This is a genomic window from Curtobacterium sp. HSID17257 (assembly GCF_003989515.1).
Lineage (GTDB): Bacteria > Actinomycetota > Actinomycetes > Actinomycetales > Microbacteriaceae > Curtobacterium.
Map to the genome: position 1 here is coordinate 1 of NZ_RBLU01000087.1, position 13,714 is coordinate 13,714.

The 13,714-nt window shown below is 73.9% G+C and carries 12 protein-coding genes; 4 read left to right on the top strand and 8 right to left on the bottom strand.

Annotated features, from left to right (window positions below):
• Nucleotides 1–341: hypothetical protein (locus tag D8M35_RS17090; protein ID WP_238638219.1), on the bottom strand; the 341-nt coding region annotated here is incomplete at its 3' end.
• A gap of 516 nt (nucleotides 342–857) precedes the next feature.
• Nucleotides 858–1,712, bottom strand: a complete 855-nt coding sequence (locus tag D8M35_RS12370; RefSeq protein ID WP_238638220.1) for a polyphosphate kinase 2 family protein — start codon at nucleotides 1,710–1,712, stop codon at nucleotides 858–860.
• Nucleotides 1,713–2,011: 299 nt separating this feature from the next.
• Between D8M35_RS12370 and D8M35_RS12375 the strand changes: the two genes are divergently transcribed.
• Both D8M35_RS12375 and D8M35_RS12380 read left to right on the top strand, forming a co-directional pair.
• A complete protein-coding gene (locus tag D8M35_RS12375; protein ID WP_161972657.1) occupies nucleotides 2,012–3,049 on the top strand; it encodes an alpha/beta hydrolase in 1,038 nt (345 codons plus the stop codon).
• 109 nt (nucleotides 3,050–3,158) lie between these two features.
• On the top strand, nucleotides 3,159–3,413 hold the full coding sequence (locus tag D8M35_RS12380) for a hypothetical protein (protein ID WP_126892135.1): 255 nt from the start codon (nucleotides 3,159–3,161) through the stop codon (nucleotides 3,411–3,413).
• Between the two features lie 51 nt (nucleotides 3,414–3,464).
• Here the strand turns inward: D8M35_RS12380 and D8M35_RS12385 are convergent, their stop codons facing one another.
• The 3 genes from D8M35_RS12385 to D8M35_RS12395 all read right to left on the bottom strand — a co-directional run bounded on the left by D8M35_RS12385 (nucleotide 3,465) and on the right by D8M35_RS12395 (nucleotide 9,144).
• Nucleotides 3,465–6,893 carry an efflux RND transporter permease subunit gene (locus D8M35_RS12385; protein ID WP_126892136.1) on the bottom strand — a complete coding sequence of 1,143 codons (3,429 nt, stop codon included), beginning with the start codon at nucleotides 6,891–6,893 and terminating at the stop codon, nucleotides 3,465–3,467.
• Between the two features lie 62 nt (nucleotides 6,894–6,955).
• Nucleotides 6,956–7,609 carry a DUF6518 family protein gene (locus D8M35_RS12390; protein ID WP_126892137.1) on the bottom strand — a complete coding sequence of 218 codons (654 nt, stop codon included), beginning with the start codon at nucleotides 7,607–7,609 and terminating at the stop codon, nucleotides 6,956–6,958.
• Between the two features lie 92 nt (nucleotides 7,610–7,701).
• On the bottom strand, nucleotides 7,702–9,144 hold the full coding sequence (locus D8M35_RS12395) for a PLP-dependent aminotransferase family protein (RefSeq protein WP_126892138.1): 1,443 nt from the start codon (nucleotides 9,142–9,144) through the stop codon (nucleotides 7,702–7,704).
• Between the two features lie 61 nt (nucleotides 9,145–9,205).
• Here D8M35_RS12395 and D8M35_RS12400 point away from each other — a divergent pair, with 61 nt between their 5' ends.
• Together D8M35_RS12400 and D8M35_RS12405 are read left to right on the top strand one after the other, a co-directional pair.
• The gene (locus D8M35_RS12400; RefSeq protein ID WP_202976555.1) at nucleotides 9,206–9,919 is read left to right on the top strand and encodes a YitT family protein; all 714 of its coding nucleotides are present in this window, start codon (nucleotides 9,206–9,208) and stop codon (nucleotides 9,917–9,919) included.
• Entirely contained in the window at nucleotides 9,862–10,731 is an 870-nt protein-coding gene (locus tag D8M35_RS12405) for a sugar phosphate isomerase/epimerase (protein WP_126892139.1), read from the top strand. Before D8M35_RS12400 ends, D8M35_RS12405 begins: the two co-directional genes overlap by 58 nt.
• Nucleotides 10,732–10,925: 194 nt before the next feature.
• Here the strand turns inward: D8M35_RS12405 and D8M35_RS12410 are convergent, their stop codons facing one another.
• From D8M35_RS12410 to D8M35_RS12420, 3 genes are all read right to left on the bottom strand, one after another.
• Nucleotides 10,926–11,957, bottom strand: coding sequence for a Gfo/Idh/MocA family protein (locus D8M35_RS12410; RefSeq protein WP_238638221.1), 1,032 nt, complete (start codon nucleotides 11,955–11,957; stop codon nucleotides 10,926–10,928).
• On the bottom strand, nucleotides 11,954–12,970 hold the full coding sequence (locus D8M35_RS12415; protein ID WP_126892140.1) for a Gfo/Idh/MocA family protein: 1,017 nt from the start codon (nucleotides 12,968–12,970) through the stop codon (nucleotides 11,954–11,956). Before D8M35_RS12415 ends, D8M35_RS12410 begins: the two co-directional genes overlap by 4 nt.
• On the bottom strand, nucleotides 12,967–13,714 hold a 748-nt coding region (locus tag D8M35_RS12420), incomplete at its 5' end, for an ROK family protein (RefSeq protein ID WP_161972658.1). The genes D8M35_RS12420 and D8M35_RS12415, both read right to left, overlap by 4 nt.

Genomic DNA, 13,714 nt, shown 5'->3' on the forward strand with positions numbered 1-13,714 from the left:
TTCGCGGTCGAAGCGACGCGGGGCGCGGTCGTCACGGTCGAACCGGCGCGGGGCGCGGTCGTCATCACGACGCGGGGCACGGTCGTCGCGGTCGAAGCGACGCGCACCACGGTCGTCATCACGACGCGGGGCACGGTCGTCACGGTCGAACCGGCGCGGGGCACGGTCGGCATCACGACGCGGAGCACGGTCATCGCGGTCGAAGCGACGAGGGGCACGGTCGTCACGGTCGAACCGGCGCGGGGCACGGTCGGCATCACGACGCGGAGCACGGTCGTCACGGTCGAAGCGACGGGCACCGCGGTCGTCGCGGTCGTACCCGCGCCCGCCGCGGTCGTCACGGCGCTGACCGCCGTCGCGGGGCTCCCAGTTCGGGCGGGCCGGACGCTCGCCCTGCGATGCGCGGCCGCGGCGCTCCTCGGCGTCCCAGCGCTGCTTCTGCCGCGGCTGCGCGGGGTCGGCGGCGCGGAAGCCGCGGTGCTTGCTGCTGCGAGCGGCGGGCGTGCCGTTCGCGTGGCGGACTCGGTCGTCGGCACGCTGACGCGCGCCCTTGTCGTACGGGGCCATTGCTACTTTCCGGGGTGCAGACGTCCCACAGCGCCCGGCAGCGACATCGGCGGGGGCTCTTCAGCGGGGAGGGGGTTCTTCCCGTCGCGGATCGACGTGAATCCAGCCCTCGAGCGCACACACACCCAAACGAAATCCGCGGTCACGATGCCGCGGTGCCGAAGGCCGACCGAGCGAGTCTACGCGACAGGGGCGCTCCTGGCCAGCCCTGCCATCGACGTCCTCCCGGCCACGCGTCGGCCCGGCACGGCGTGGCGGGGCGGCGCCGTGCCTCCAGACCGGGGCCGGTGTCAGGACTCGGCGAGCCGCCGACGCTGCTCGGCCACGTCGAAGTCGGCGGCGGGCCAGGTGAGCTGCATGTCCTCGAGCGCGCGGAGCAGGAGCTGCTGCACGGCGAGCCGGGCGTACCACTTGCGGTTCGCCGGCACGACGTACCAGGGCGCCCGGACGGTCGAGGTGCGGTCGAAGACCGTCTGGTAAGCCTGCTGGTACTCGTCCCAGAGCAGACGCTCGTCGATGTCGCCCGGGTTGAACTTCCAGTGCTTGTCGGGGCGGTCGAGACGGTCACCGAGTCGCTCGCGCTGCTCGTCCTTCGAGATGTGCAGCATGACCTTCACGATCGTGGTGCCCTGCTCGACCAGACGGTCCTCGAAGTCGACGATGGCGCCGTACCGGCGTTCGATCTCCTCGGGCGGAACGAACGCGCGGACCTTCTGGATCAGGACGTCCTCGTAGTGGGACCGGTCGAACACGCCGAGCTGCCCGGGCGCGGGGAGCTGCCGCTCGATGCGCCAGAGGAAGTCGTGCGCTCGTTCCTCGTCCGTGGGGGCCTTGAAGCCCGCGTAGTGGACGCCGTTCGGATCCACCGCACCGACGACGTGCGAGACGATGCCGCCCTTGCCCGCGGTGTCCATGGCCTGCAGCACCAGGAGCACGCGGCGCTGGTCGCCGGCGGTGCTCGCGGCGTACAGGCGCTCCTGCAGGGCCGCGAGGCGGTCGGCCCCGGCGGCGAGGGACTCGAGCCCGTCGATCTTGCGACCGGGGAAGCCCGGCGTGCCGTCGGGGTCGACGCGGTCGAGGCGGAAGCCCTCGTCCACGCGGAGCAGCGGTTCGGGGTCGGTGTTCCAGGCCTTGCGACGGCTCACGGGTCCTCCTGCTGGTGTCGTGCCCATCCTGGCACCCGGTGCTCTCGGGCGGGTCGCGGGCGGGTCGCGGCTGCCGGGCGCTTCCGGGCGCTTCCGGGCGTACCTGGCGAGACCGGGCGTACCTGGTCGATCGGTTCGACCAGGTACGCCCGGTTCCACCAGGCATCGCACCCGTCATGGGAAGGAACGGGCAGCGTGCGACCAGGATCGGGTGTGGGTGCCGGCTCGACCGCGGGGAGGAGCCCACTCGTCCGGACGGCGGACGCGGTGACGAGCGGGCGGGGTTAGCGTGGACGACGATGAGGTCCGGCCGCCACACACTGCTCGCGCTCCTCGCCGCGGTCGTGGCGACGGGTGCCCTCGGGTCGTGCAGCAGCACGCCGGCGGGCGACCGGGACGACGTCGTGACCGCGGACCCCGTGATCTACCCGCTGTCCTTGCGCTACCCCGGCATCGAGGTCGTGGCCGACGTGCCCTACGGTCGGGAGCCGCTGCAGCGCCTCGACGTGTGCCTGCCGCCCGACAGCGCACCGGACACCACGGCGACGCCGGCACCCACCTGGTCAGGAGCCGCGACCGACGACCCGACCGGTGGCACGGCCGCCCGGGACCGGCAGGACCCCCGACCCGGCGACGGCCGACCGGCGGTGATGCTCGTCCACGGCGGGAGCTGGTCGCATGGCGACAAGGCCACGGCTGCCTACCGGGCGGTGTGCCAGTACCTCGCGTCCGAGGGGTTCGTCACCGTGAACATCGACTACCGCCTCGCGCCGACGGACCCCTTCCCGGCGGGCCTCGACGACGCCCGGCGGGCGCTCGACTGGGTGTTCCGGCCCACGACGCTGCAGACGTACGACATCGACCCGGACCGCGTGGGGCTCTTCGGCGGCAGCGCTGGCGGCAACCTCGTGGCGATGCTCGCGGTGACGGACCACGAGTCCGCGGCGTGGGCGGACGGGGACCGCATCCGTGCGGTCGTCGACCTGAGCGGCCCGACCGACCTCACGACGCGGTCGACCGAGCCGGACGGGGTGTCGGCCTCGTTCCAGCGGAAGCAACTGCTCTACCTCGGCTGCCGGAGCTACGAGGACTGTCCCGCCGCGCAGGCAGCCTCCCCCGGCGCCCACGTCACGCACGACACGGCCCCGTTCTTCGTGGGCCACTCCACCGACGAGTTCATCCCGCTCTGGGAGTCGCAGGAGTTCGTCGCGACGCTCCGCGAGCACGACGTCCCGGTGACGTTCGTCGCCGTCGAGGGGACGGCGCACTCGATCGCCCAGCTCGACCGGGCGATGAGCGAGCGGGTGGTGGCGTTCCTCCGCGACCGTCTCCGCTGACGAGCCCGACGGGCCTGACGAGCCCGACGACTCGGACGGGCCGTGCCCCGTGCGGGTGGCACCCGGACTCGGGCGTGCGGGGGCCGGAGCGCCCGCGCACACTCGAGGGGTGACCGACACCACGACCCGCCCCGCGCGCCCCGTCGCCGAGTGGCCCGCCCGGACGTCCGTCCGGACCTACGCGGAGCTGCTGCTCGGCCTGTCGTTCACCGCCGCCGTGGCCTTCGGCGGGTACTCGGCCGCCACCGGCCACATGGCGATCGCCGCGCAGGGCGCCGCGATCGTCTTCCTCCTCACCCTGACCTGCGTGCTCGTGTCGTGGTTCCGCGAGGTCGAGGCCGAGGAGTCCGGCAGCCGCGACTGACGGCGACCCACCGGCGAGCAGACGGCCGCAGCACCGCGCGGCCCCGACGCCTCAGTGCTCCGCCACGGCCTCCCGCTCCGCCGGGGCCTCCCGCTCCGCCGGGGCCTCCCGCTCCGCCTTCCGGTCGGCCCGGCGTTCCCGGAAGCCCTCGACCACCGAGTACAGCGCCGGCAGCACCACGAGGGTCAGCAGCGTCGAGGACACCAGACCGCCGATCACGACCAGGGCGAGCGGCTGCGAGATGAACCCCGACTTCCCGGTCAGCCCGATCGCCATCGGCAGCAGCGCGAAGATCGTCGCCAGCGCCGTCATCAGGATCGGCCGGAGTCGGCGGGTCGCTCCCTCGATCAGCGCCTCGCGGACGCGGAGCCCACGACGGCGGTACTGGTTGACGAGGTCGATGAGCACGATCGCGTTCGTGACCACGATGCCGACGAGCATGAGCAGACCGATGAGCGACGCCACGCCGAGCGGGATGCCCGTGACGATCTGCAGGAGCAGCGCACCGGTGGCGGCGAACGGCACCGAGAGCAGCAGCAGGATCGGCTGGAGCAGGCTCCGGAACGTCGCGACCATGATCACGTAGACGATCAGGATCGCGACGAGCACGGCGAGCAGCAGCTGGCTGAACGCCGACGACTGGCTCGAGGCGACACCGCCGATCGTCGCCGACGCGCCCTTCGGCAGGTCGAGGGCGTCGACGGCCTGGGTCACGTTCTGCACGGCCTGACCGAGGTTCGTCGAGTCCGGCGTCACGGTGATCGTCGCGGTGCGCACGGCGTTCGACGTGGTGATCGTGGTCGGGCCGTCGGACTGCTCGACCGTCGCGACGTCGGTCAGCGGGACCTCGCCGTTCGCGGTCGGGATCGACAGCGACTTCAGGGCGTCGATCGTGGTCGGCGGCTGCGGGTCGGCGATGTACACGTCGAGTGTGGCGTCGTCGATCTCGACGCTGCCGGTGTCGCGCGGCGAGACCGCGGCGGCGACGATCCCACCGACCTGCGTCTCGGTGAGTCCGTGCTCGGCGGCTGCCGCCCGGTCGACCTTGACCGCCAGGTACGGCTCGGCCGCGGACAGGTTGCTCGTCGCCGAGGTGGTCCCGTCGACGTCGCGCATCGTCGTCAGGACCCGCTGCGCAGCCGTCTCGAGCTCGGACTGGGTCGGCGCGGTGACGTCGACCTCGATGTCGCTGGACCCGCCGAAGCCACCGCCGGCGCTCGACAGGCTGACCTCGCCCACGCCGTCGATCCGGTCGATGCGGTCGCGGGCAGTGGACTGGACGGTCGTCTGGTCGGCACCGGCGTCGGTGGTGACGTTGTACTGCACGGACGCGGACGCGCCACCGCCGAACGCGGCCTGGATGGACTGGCCGCTCGATCCGATCGTGGTCTGGACGGTCTCGACGCCGGAGACGTCCTGCAGCACCCGCTCGACCTTGCGGGCGGCGTCTGACTGCACGTCGAGGCTGGTGCCGGGCTCGAGGTCCTGCGTCACGGTGAAGGTGTTCTGCCCGGAGTCGCCGAGGTAGTTCGTCTTGACGAAGGGCACGGCCGCCGCGGTGCCACCGAGGACGACGAGGGCGAGCACGAGGACGAGCGCCGGACGACCGACCGCCCAGCGGAGGACGGGCAGGTAGCCGCGGCGCAGCCGGTCCGACGTGCCGGCGTCGTGCAGGTCGGCGGCCGACGCCAGCGCCCCGGTCGACCTCCCGGCCGAGGTGGCGGCCGCCGACGTGGGAGCGGAGGCTGCCGACGGGTCCGTCGCCACGGTCTCCGTGGACCCGGTGGTCGGCACCGCCGCGTGGCGGTGGGTCCTCGGCGCGCGGAGCCACCAGTACGCGAGCACCGGCACGATCGTCAGCGACACGAACAGCGAGGCGAGCAACGCCATCGTGACCGTCAGCGCGAAGGGCCGGAAGAGTTCACCGACGAGCTCAGCGACGAACGCGACCGGCAGGAAGACCGCCACGGTCGTGAGCGTCGACGCGGTCACGGCCCCGGCGACCTCGCGCACGGCGTCGAGCACCGCCCGCCCACGGTCGACGCCCGGTTGCAGGTGTCGCTTGATGTTCTCGATGACGACGATGGAGTCGTCGACCACGCGCCCGATCGCGATGGTGAGGGCGGCGAGCGTGATGATGTTCAGGGTGTAGCCGGCGGCCTGCATGCCGATCGCGGCGAGGAGCACCGAGGTCGGGATCGAGATCGCGGTCACGAGCGTCGAGCGCCACGACAGCAGGAACACCAGGATGACGAGGACCGCGAAGCCGAGGCCGAGCAGCCCCTCCTCCGCCAGGGAGTCGATGGACTGCTGGATGTAGGGCGCCTGGTCGAACACCACGGTGAACCGCGGGTCGCCGGTGACCTTGGCCTCGATGCCGGGCAGGGCGTCCTTCACGGTCTCGGAGACGTCGACCGTGTTGGCCTCCTGCGTCTTCGTGATCGCGATGGTGAGCGCGGTCTTGCCGTCGACGCGGCTGATCGAGGTGCGCGGCGACTCCTCGATCTGCACGGTCGCGACGTCGCCGAGCGAGGTCGGTGTGGAGGCCGTGCTCGCGCCCGCCCCGCCGGTCGCGGCCGTCCCGGTGCCGGCCTGGCCCGCGGCCGACCCACCGGCGGTTCCGTCACCCGACGTGGTGGAGCCCGTCCCCGTGCTGCCCGGCGCCCCGACGGCACTGCCGGAGTCCGTCGCGGCGCCGCCCGCGGACGCCCCACCGGCCGACGAGCCCGACGCGCCGGACCCGCTCGACGCCGTCAGGGGCAGCCCGCGGATGTCGTCGAGCGACGCGATGCGCTGCCCGGTCTGCACCGAGAGGGTCGTGCCGTCCTGGGTGATCGTGCCACCGGGGACGAGCGTGCCGTTGTCGTCGAGGGCGTTCGAGATCGACTGCGTCGTGAGCCCGCGCGCCGCGAGCTCGTCCTCGTTCGGGGTGATCACGATGCGGCGGCCCGGGTTGCCGAACACGTCGGCCTGCCGCACGCCGTCGAGCTTCTCGAGGTCGGGCACGGCCGTGGCGTTCAGCCGGTCGACGAGCTGCTCCTGGTTGCCGGAGGCGGTGACGGCGAGCTGCAGCACGGGCAGGTCGTCGAAGGACCCGGTGACGATCTGGGTCTGCACGGTGTCCGGCAGCGAGAGGGCGTTCACCGCGGTCTGGATCTTGTCCTCGGCGCTGGCCAGGTTCGACCCGTAGTCGAACGAGGCGGACACCACGCTCTGCCCCGTCGAGGAGGTCGCACTCGTCGACTCGAGGTCCGGCACGACCTGGATGGCCTGCTCGATCTTCGTCGACACGTCGTTCGACACGACCTCCGGCGTCGCGCCGGGGTAGGCGCTGACGATCGCCACCTGGGGGAACTGGACGCTCGGGATGAGCTCCTGCTTGAGGTTCGTCAGCGCGACGCCGCCGAACACCGCGACGACGATCGTGACGAGCGCGATGAGGGCCCGGTTGCGGAGGCTGAAGACCGAGAGGAGGTGCACGTGCCGATCCTCGCAGTTCCACCTGCGAACCAGACCGGGCCCGACCTGCCCTGTGGAGAGCCCTACCCACCGAGGACGAGGTAGGCGGCGAACACCCCGATCGCTCCGACGACGCCGGTCCCGGACGCGACGATCCGCGCGGCCCGGGTCCGCGCCGTCAGCGTCGCGACCACGAGCACGACCACACCGGAGACGATCTGCGCGATCCACGCTGTCGTCGTCGCGTCGTCGGCCACCCGGAGCACGGGGCGGACGCCCTCCCCGACCAGGATCGCCGCAGTGACGCCGAGCGCCGCCGCACGCCAGCGCCCGTCCGTCCCCCGCAGTCCGGCCGCGACGGCACCCGCGAGGATCCCGGCGGGCAGGCCCAGGAGGACCCAGGGGTTCGTGACCGACAGGACGTCCGGGTAGCCCCGGAGGTTGGACGCCGCCCAGTACCCGACGTGCATGAGCTCCAGCGACGCGACGCCGAGCACGGCCGCGGCCACCAGCCCGCTCCGTCCGGCCCGGATCCCCACGAGCGCGCAGAGCGCCACGGCGGCGACGAACCAGGGACCGGCGGAGTTCGCGACGACGGCGAGCGCCGGCACGGCCTGTCCGAACGAGGTGAGCACACCGACGAGCACCGAGGTGCTCAGGGCCATCGACACCCGGACAGCGCGGGGCACCGGGGCGCGCATCGGGACGGGGCGGTGTGCGGCGACGAGCGGGGTCATGCTCCGAGCCTCGCCGACCGGGGACGTGGTGACATCAGCCGATCGGTCGACAACAGCAGACGGGGGTACGCCGCGGGGATGACCTGTGCCGCTCAGACCACCGCGGCGAGCGACCCCCGGGCGCCTGCTCCCTCGCCACCGATCCGCGACCACGCGCGCCCGAGCACGTCGACCAGGCGCTCCCGGTCCGCCGCGGCCATCGTGTAGGGCACCCGGAGGAACCGCTCGAACCCGCCGTCGGGTCCGAACACCCCGCCCGAGGCCAGCAGCACCCCCTCGGCCCGCGCGGCCAGGACGAGTGCGCTCGAGACCGGACGGCCGAGCCCGACCCACGTCGTCAACCCGCCTGCGGGCGACGGGACGTCCCACTCGGGCAGCCGGGCGCGCAGGCCGGCCACGAGCTCGTCGCGACCGGCGCGCAGGAAGGTGCGCCGCCCCTCCAGGACGGCCTCCGTCCGCGGCACGAGTTCGCGCGCGACGAGCTGGTCGAGGACCGGCGTGCCGAGGTCGCCCGTCGGACGGGCGAGCAGCAGGCGCTGCAACAGCTCCGGCGCGGCCCGGACCCAGCCGATGCGCAGACCGCCCCAGAAGACCTTGGCGGCCGAGCCGATCATCACGACGTCCGGCGACAGCGCCGCCAACGGCGGCCCGCCGACCCCGTCGATGCGGAGCTCCCCCATCGTCTCGTCGGCGACCACGGTCGTGCCGGTCCTCGCGGCGACGCCGAGCAGCAGCCGCCGGGTGTCGGCCGTCATGGTCGCCCCGGTCGGGTTGTGGAGCTCGGGCATGACGTAGGCGACCGCCGGGGCCGTCCGGCGCAGGGTCGTCTCGAGCGCGGCCGCGTCCCACCCGGCGCGGGCGTCGACGGGCACGCCGACGAGTCGCGCACCGGCCTCGCGGAAGGCCTCGTGCGCGTGCGGGTACGTCGGCGACTCGACGAGCACGGTGTCGCCGCGGCGGACGAGCACACGGGCGAGCAGTGCGATCGCGTGCTGGGCGCCGATCGTGACGACCACCTGCGAGGGGTCGGTCGGGAGCCCGCGCTCGGTGTACCGGTCGGCGATGGCGGCGCGGAGCCCGGGGTCCCCGACGGTGTCGTAGCCGATGCCGGCGAGCGCGGCGGGCACGTACCGGACGGCACGCTCGACGGCCTCGGCGACCTCGGGTGCGGCGTGCAGCGCGGCCTTCCGCAGGTCGAGCAGGTCGCCGGGCACCACGCCGCCGAGCCGCTCGGGGTCGGGTCGTCCGGCCAGGTCGCGCGGCAGGTGCACGACGCTCCCGGACCCGCGCAGCGACACCAGGAACCCGTCGTCCCGCAGCCGGGCGTACGCGTTCGCCACGGTGGTGCGCGAGACGCCGAGGGCCTCGGCGAGCCCGCGTTCGGCGGGCAGCCGGACGCCGAGCGGCACCCGGCCGTCGATGACGAGCACGCGGACGGCGTCGGACAGTGCCTCGTACGCGGGGGCGTCGGTACCGTCCCGCCAGTCGGCGAGCAGGAGGGCGGCGGCGCGGGCGCTGAGGGAGACCGGGGGCACGGGGCCACGCTAGCCCGATTGGCTCTCGACGGCCAGGCCAATCCGGCGCGAGCATCGGAGCATGCGCCGCTCCACCGCCTTCGTGCTCCGCTCCGTCCAACTCGCCGTCGGGCTCTTCCTCTACGGCGCCTCGACCGCGCTGCAGGTCCGCGCGGTCGTCGGGGTGGGCTCGTGGACGGTGCTCACGCAGGGCCTGGAGAACGTGCTGCCGTGGTCGTTCGGCGTCATCACCGTCGTGTCGAGCGTCGTCATCCTGCTGCTCTGGATCCCGCTCCGTCAGAAGCCCGGCATCGGCACGCTGTGCAACGTGCTGGCGATCGGCCCGTCCGCCGACCTGGTGCTGTGGCTCGTGCCGGAGCCCGACGGCCTGGTCCCCCGGATCCTGCTGTTCGCCGCGGGGCTCGCGCTGCTCGCGGTCGCCACCGCCTGCTACATCGGCGCCGGGCTCGGCACCGGCGCCCGCGACGGACTGATGGTCGGCGTGCACGAGCGCTTCGGCTGGCCGCTGTGGCTCGCCCGCACGGTCATCGAGGTCAGCGTCGTCGTGGTCGGGTGGCTGCTCGGCGGTGACGTCGGGGTCGGCACGGTCGTCGCGGCGTTCGCGATCGGCCCGATGGTGCAGCCGCTCATGCCGCTCTTCCGCCGCCTGCCGTGGTCCCCGCAACGCCAGGGCAGCACCCCTGGTGGCGGCGCGCCGACTGCGGCTAGGGTCGCGCCATGCGACTCGGAGTGTCCTCCTACAGCTACGCCCGCTCGCTCCAGCGCGGTGCGCTGACGATCTTCGACGTCGTCGACCGCGTCGCGGACGCCGGCGGCGAGCACCTCGAGATCGCCGCGGGCGGGTTCGGCGACGACCTCCCCCGGCAGCCCGAGCTCGTCGACCGGTTGCGCGAGCACGCCGCCGCCCGCGGGATCGGGCTCGCGAACCACGTGATCGGTGCGGACTTCTCGGACCCGGCGACCGTCGACGCCGAGGTCGCCCGCGTCCACGAGCAGCTCGACGTCGCACACCGGCTCGGCATCACGCACCTCCGCCACGACGTCGTCCCGTGGGCCTGGCGGGACGCCGACCACGCGGAGTTCGAGCGTGTGCTCGCGCAGGTCGTGCCGGTCTGCCGTGCGGTCGCGGAGCACGCCGCGACGCTCGGCATCACGACGATGGTCGAGAACCACGGCTTCGCGTTCAACGACAGCGAGCGGATCCTGCGGCTGGTGCACGAGGTCGACCACCCGCGTTTCCGCGCCCTGCTCGACGTCGGCAACTTCGTCTGCCTCGACGACGACCCGCTGCGCGCGGTGCAGCGGGTGCTGCCGGTCGCCGCCGTCGTGCACCTCAAGGACTTCCTGGTGCGCGAGACCGCGCCGGCCGCGGAGGGCTGGCTCACGACGCTGGCCGGTCGCGCCGTGCTCGGCACGGTCGTCGGGCACGGCGACCTGCCCCTCGACCGGATCGTGGAGCGCATCGTCGCGAGCGGGTTCGACGGGCCGGTGTCGATCGAGTTCGAGGGGCTCGAGGACGACGTCGAGGCCGTCGAGCGCGGGCTCGCGAACGCACGCCGCCTGTGGGCGGCGGCCGGCGGCTCCTGAGCCGGTGCCGTGACGGACGGGAGGCGCGGCGCCAGCCCGCACCGCGCCTCCCGTCCGTCACGCCGCCCGTCCGTCGTCGTGACCCGCGTCGTGGTCCGCGTCGATGGAGCAGGAGCTGTCGGGTGCGACCGGCCGAACCGACAGTTGCTGCTCCATCGACGAAGGGGTCCGAGGGGTCCGAGGGCGACGCCGGGTCAGACGGACCGCACCCGCACCGTCCCGCCGCTCGCGGCCGATTCCTGCGCCGCCAGCACGATCGCCAGGGTGCGCAGTCCCACGGCCGCGTCGGGCTGGGGCTGCTCGCCGGAACGGACCGCGGCGACGAAGGTGTCGAGCATCGCCGCGTCGAAGTCCGGGCCGTACGGCAGGACGACCGACCGGCCGGTGGCCGCGTCGAGCCCCCGCACGCTCGGCCGGAAGAAGTCGACGTCGACCGAGCCCTCGGAACCGACGACGGTGAGCGCGAGCCCGCCCCAGGTCGGCGAGGTGTCCGGACGGCTCCACGAGCAGTCGATCGCCGCGATCGTTCCGTCCGCGTAGGTGATGGTGACCAGCCCGGCGGTCTCGGCCTGCGCGCGCGACGCGTGCAGCACCCGGTTCGTCACGGCCGTGACGGTCTCGGCCGGCGTGCCGTCCAGGAGCTCGTCGAGCAGGTCGGCGATGTGCACGACGTGGTCGACGATCGCGCCGCCACCGGACAGCTCCGGTTCCGTGAACCACGAGCGGGTGAGCGGCAGCATGCCGTTGTTCGCCCCGCGGACCGAGAACACCTCGCCGAGGCGGCCGGACCGCTTCGTCGCGGCGAGCCGGGCGAACGTGCTCGCGAACCGGACCGGGAAGGCGACCATGAGCAGCACGCCCGCGGCCTCGGCGGCGGCGCGCATGGCGAGCCCGTCCTCCCAGGTGGTGGCGAGGGGCTTCTCGCACAGCACGTGCGCACCCGCGGCGGCGGCCTGCTCGACCAGCGCACGGTGCCGGGCGTTCTCGCTGGTGACCACGACGGCGTCGACCCCGCTCGCCAGGAGCTCCTCCACGGTGTCGAGGTACGCGACCCCGAGCGCGGCGGCGAGCTCGCGTCCGCGCAGGTCGACCAGCTCGGTGCCCGTCGAGGTGCCGTCCGGGTCGGTACCGACGACCTCGACGTCGGGCATCGCCTGCAGTGCCGACAGGTAGGACAGGGCGTGCGTGTGCGCGAACGACAGCACACCGATCCGCAGGGCGGTCACGCCGTCGCCCCCTCGTGCGTCCCGGCCGCCGGGGCGGGCCCGAGGTCGACGGGCTGCCCCGTCGCGACCGACCGCAGCGCGGCGTTGACGATGCGGACCGCGGTGGCGCCGTCCTCGGCGGAGACACGGGGCACCGCGCCACCCCGGAAGGCGCCGAGGTACTCGCGGATCTCCAGGAAGTACGGGTTCTCGGCGGGGTCGAGCTCCGGCAGGTCTCCGCCGACCCCCGCCTCGTCGAGGAGCTCGGCCGTGTAGTTCCGCTCCGCACGGGAGTCGTGCGACAGGCTGCCGAGCGTGCCGGTGGCGGAGAACTCGGTGACGAACGGCAGGTGCGCCGGCCCCCAGATGCCCGCGACGTGGCTGATCGCACCGGACTCGTGGGTGAGCAGCACGTGCGCCGCCTCGACCGGGTGGTCGACGGTGCCCTTCCGGACGTGCACGGCGCTGACCCGGACGACGTCGCCGGCGATCCACCGGGCGATGTCCAGGTCGTGGATCATCTGGTCCATGATGATGCCGCCCGAGAGCTCGGGGTCGGCGAACCAGGCGGACCGGGTCGGGAACGCACCGGAGCGGACGAACCGCAGCACGGCCAGTTCGCCGAGCTGCCCGGCGTCGACCGCGGCCTTCAGGCGGACGTACTCCGGGAAGTAGCGGACCACGTGCGCCGGGTAGAGCTGTCGGCCGGCCTCGTGCGCGAGCCGGACCAGGTCGTCGGCGTCCGCGTCGGTGCGGGCGAGCGGCTTCTCGCTGATGACGTCCTTGCCGGCGGCGAGCGCCGCGCGCACGACCTCGGCGTGGGCGTACGTGGGGACGACGACGTCCACCACGTCCACACGGGCGAGGAGTGCGTCGAGCGAGTCGACCACCTCGCCGCCGTGTGCCGCGACGAGTTCCTCGGCACCGACCTCCGAGTAGACGACGACGTCCCCGAGGCGGAGCAGGTTCGGCAGGTGCGCGTGGGCGATCACCCCCGCGCCGACGAGGCCGATCCGGAGTCGCTGAGCGGTCATGGGGTCCTCCTGGTTCGTGGGTGGTGCGGTGTCCGTGGTGGAGCGGTGGGGTCGGGTTCGGCGGGGCCGTGCGGGGCGGTGGCCGGCGTCGCCGCGGCTGGGCTCGGTCCCGCGGCGGTGCGGGCGAGCAGGGCTGCTCCGGCCAGGCCGGCGCCCGCACCCGCGAGCGACTGCTCGATGCGGGGAGCGGGACGCCAGCCGAGCCGGGCGTCCACCGCGGTGCGCAGCGGGGCGAGGAGGCGTTCCCCGGACTCGCCGAGGCCGCCGCCGACGACGACCACGGCCGGGTCGAGCACGGCGGACAGGATCGCGATCCCGGCGGCGAGCGCGTCGACCGCGTCGGCCCACACCGCGGCGGCGAGCGGGTCGGTGTCGACGGCGGCGACGATCTCGTCGGTCGCCCCGTCGATGGTGCCGCCGGCCGCGCGGTAGCGCCGTCCGATGTTCCGGGCGGAGGCGTACACCTCCACGCACCCGCGCTGCCCGCACGTGCAGGGCTCACCGCCCGGTCGGACGCAGACGTGCCCGACCTCGCCGGCACCTCCGGCTGCACCGACCACGAGGCGACCGTCGACCACCAGGCTCGCGGAGACACCGGTGCCGATCGGGATGAAGACCATCTCGGCGACGTCCCGACCCGCCGCGGTGCGCGCCGCGATCTCGGCGGTCGCGGCAGCGCGGGCGTCGTGCGCCACGGCGACGGGGACGCCGTACCGGTCGCGCAGGAGTGCGGCGAGGGGCAGG

Coding starts and splice junctions, on each gene's coding strand:
- D8M35_RS12375 (WP_161972657.1), top strand. CDS start 2,012: ATGAGGTCCGGCCGCCACACACTGCTCGCGCTCCTCGCCGCGGTCGTG.
- D8M35_RS12390 (WP_126892137.1), bottom strand. CDS start 7,609: ATGACCCCGCTCGTCGCCGCACACCGCCCCGTCCCGATGCGCGCCCCG.
- D8M35_RS12400 (WP_202976555.1), top strand. CDS start 9,206: ATGCGCCGCTCCACCGCCTTCGTGCTCCGCTCCGTCCAACTCGCCGTC.
- D8M35_RS12405 (WP_126892139.1), top strand. CDS start 9,862: ATGCGACTCGGAGTGTCCTCCTACAGCTACGCCCGCTCGCTCCAGCGC.
- D8M35_RS12415 (WP_126892140.1), bottom strand. CDS start 12,970: ATGACCGCTCAGCGACTCCGGATCGGCCTCGTCGGCGCGGGGGTGATC.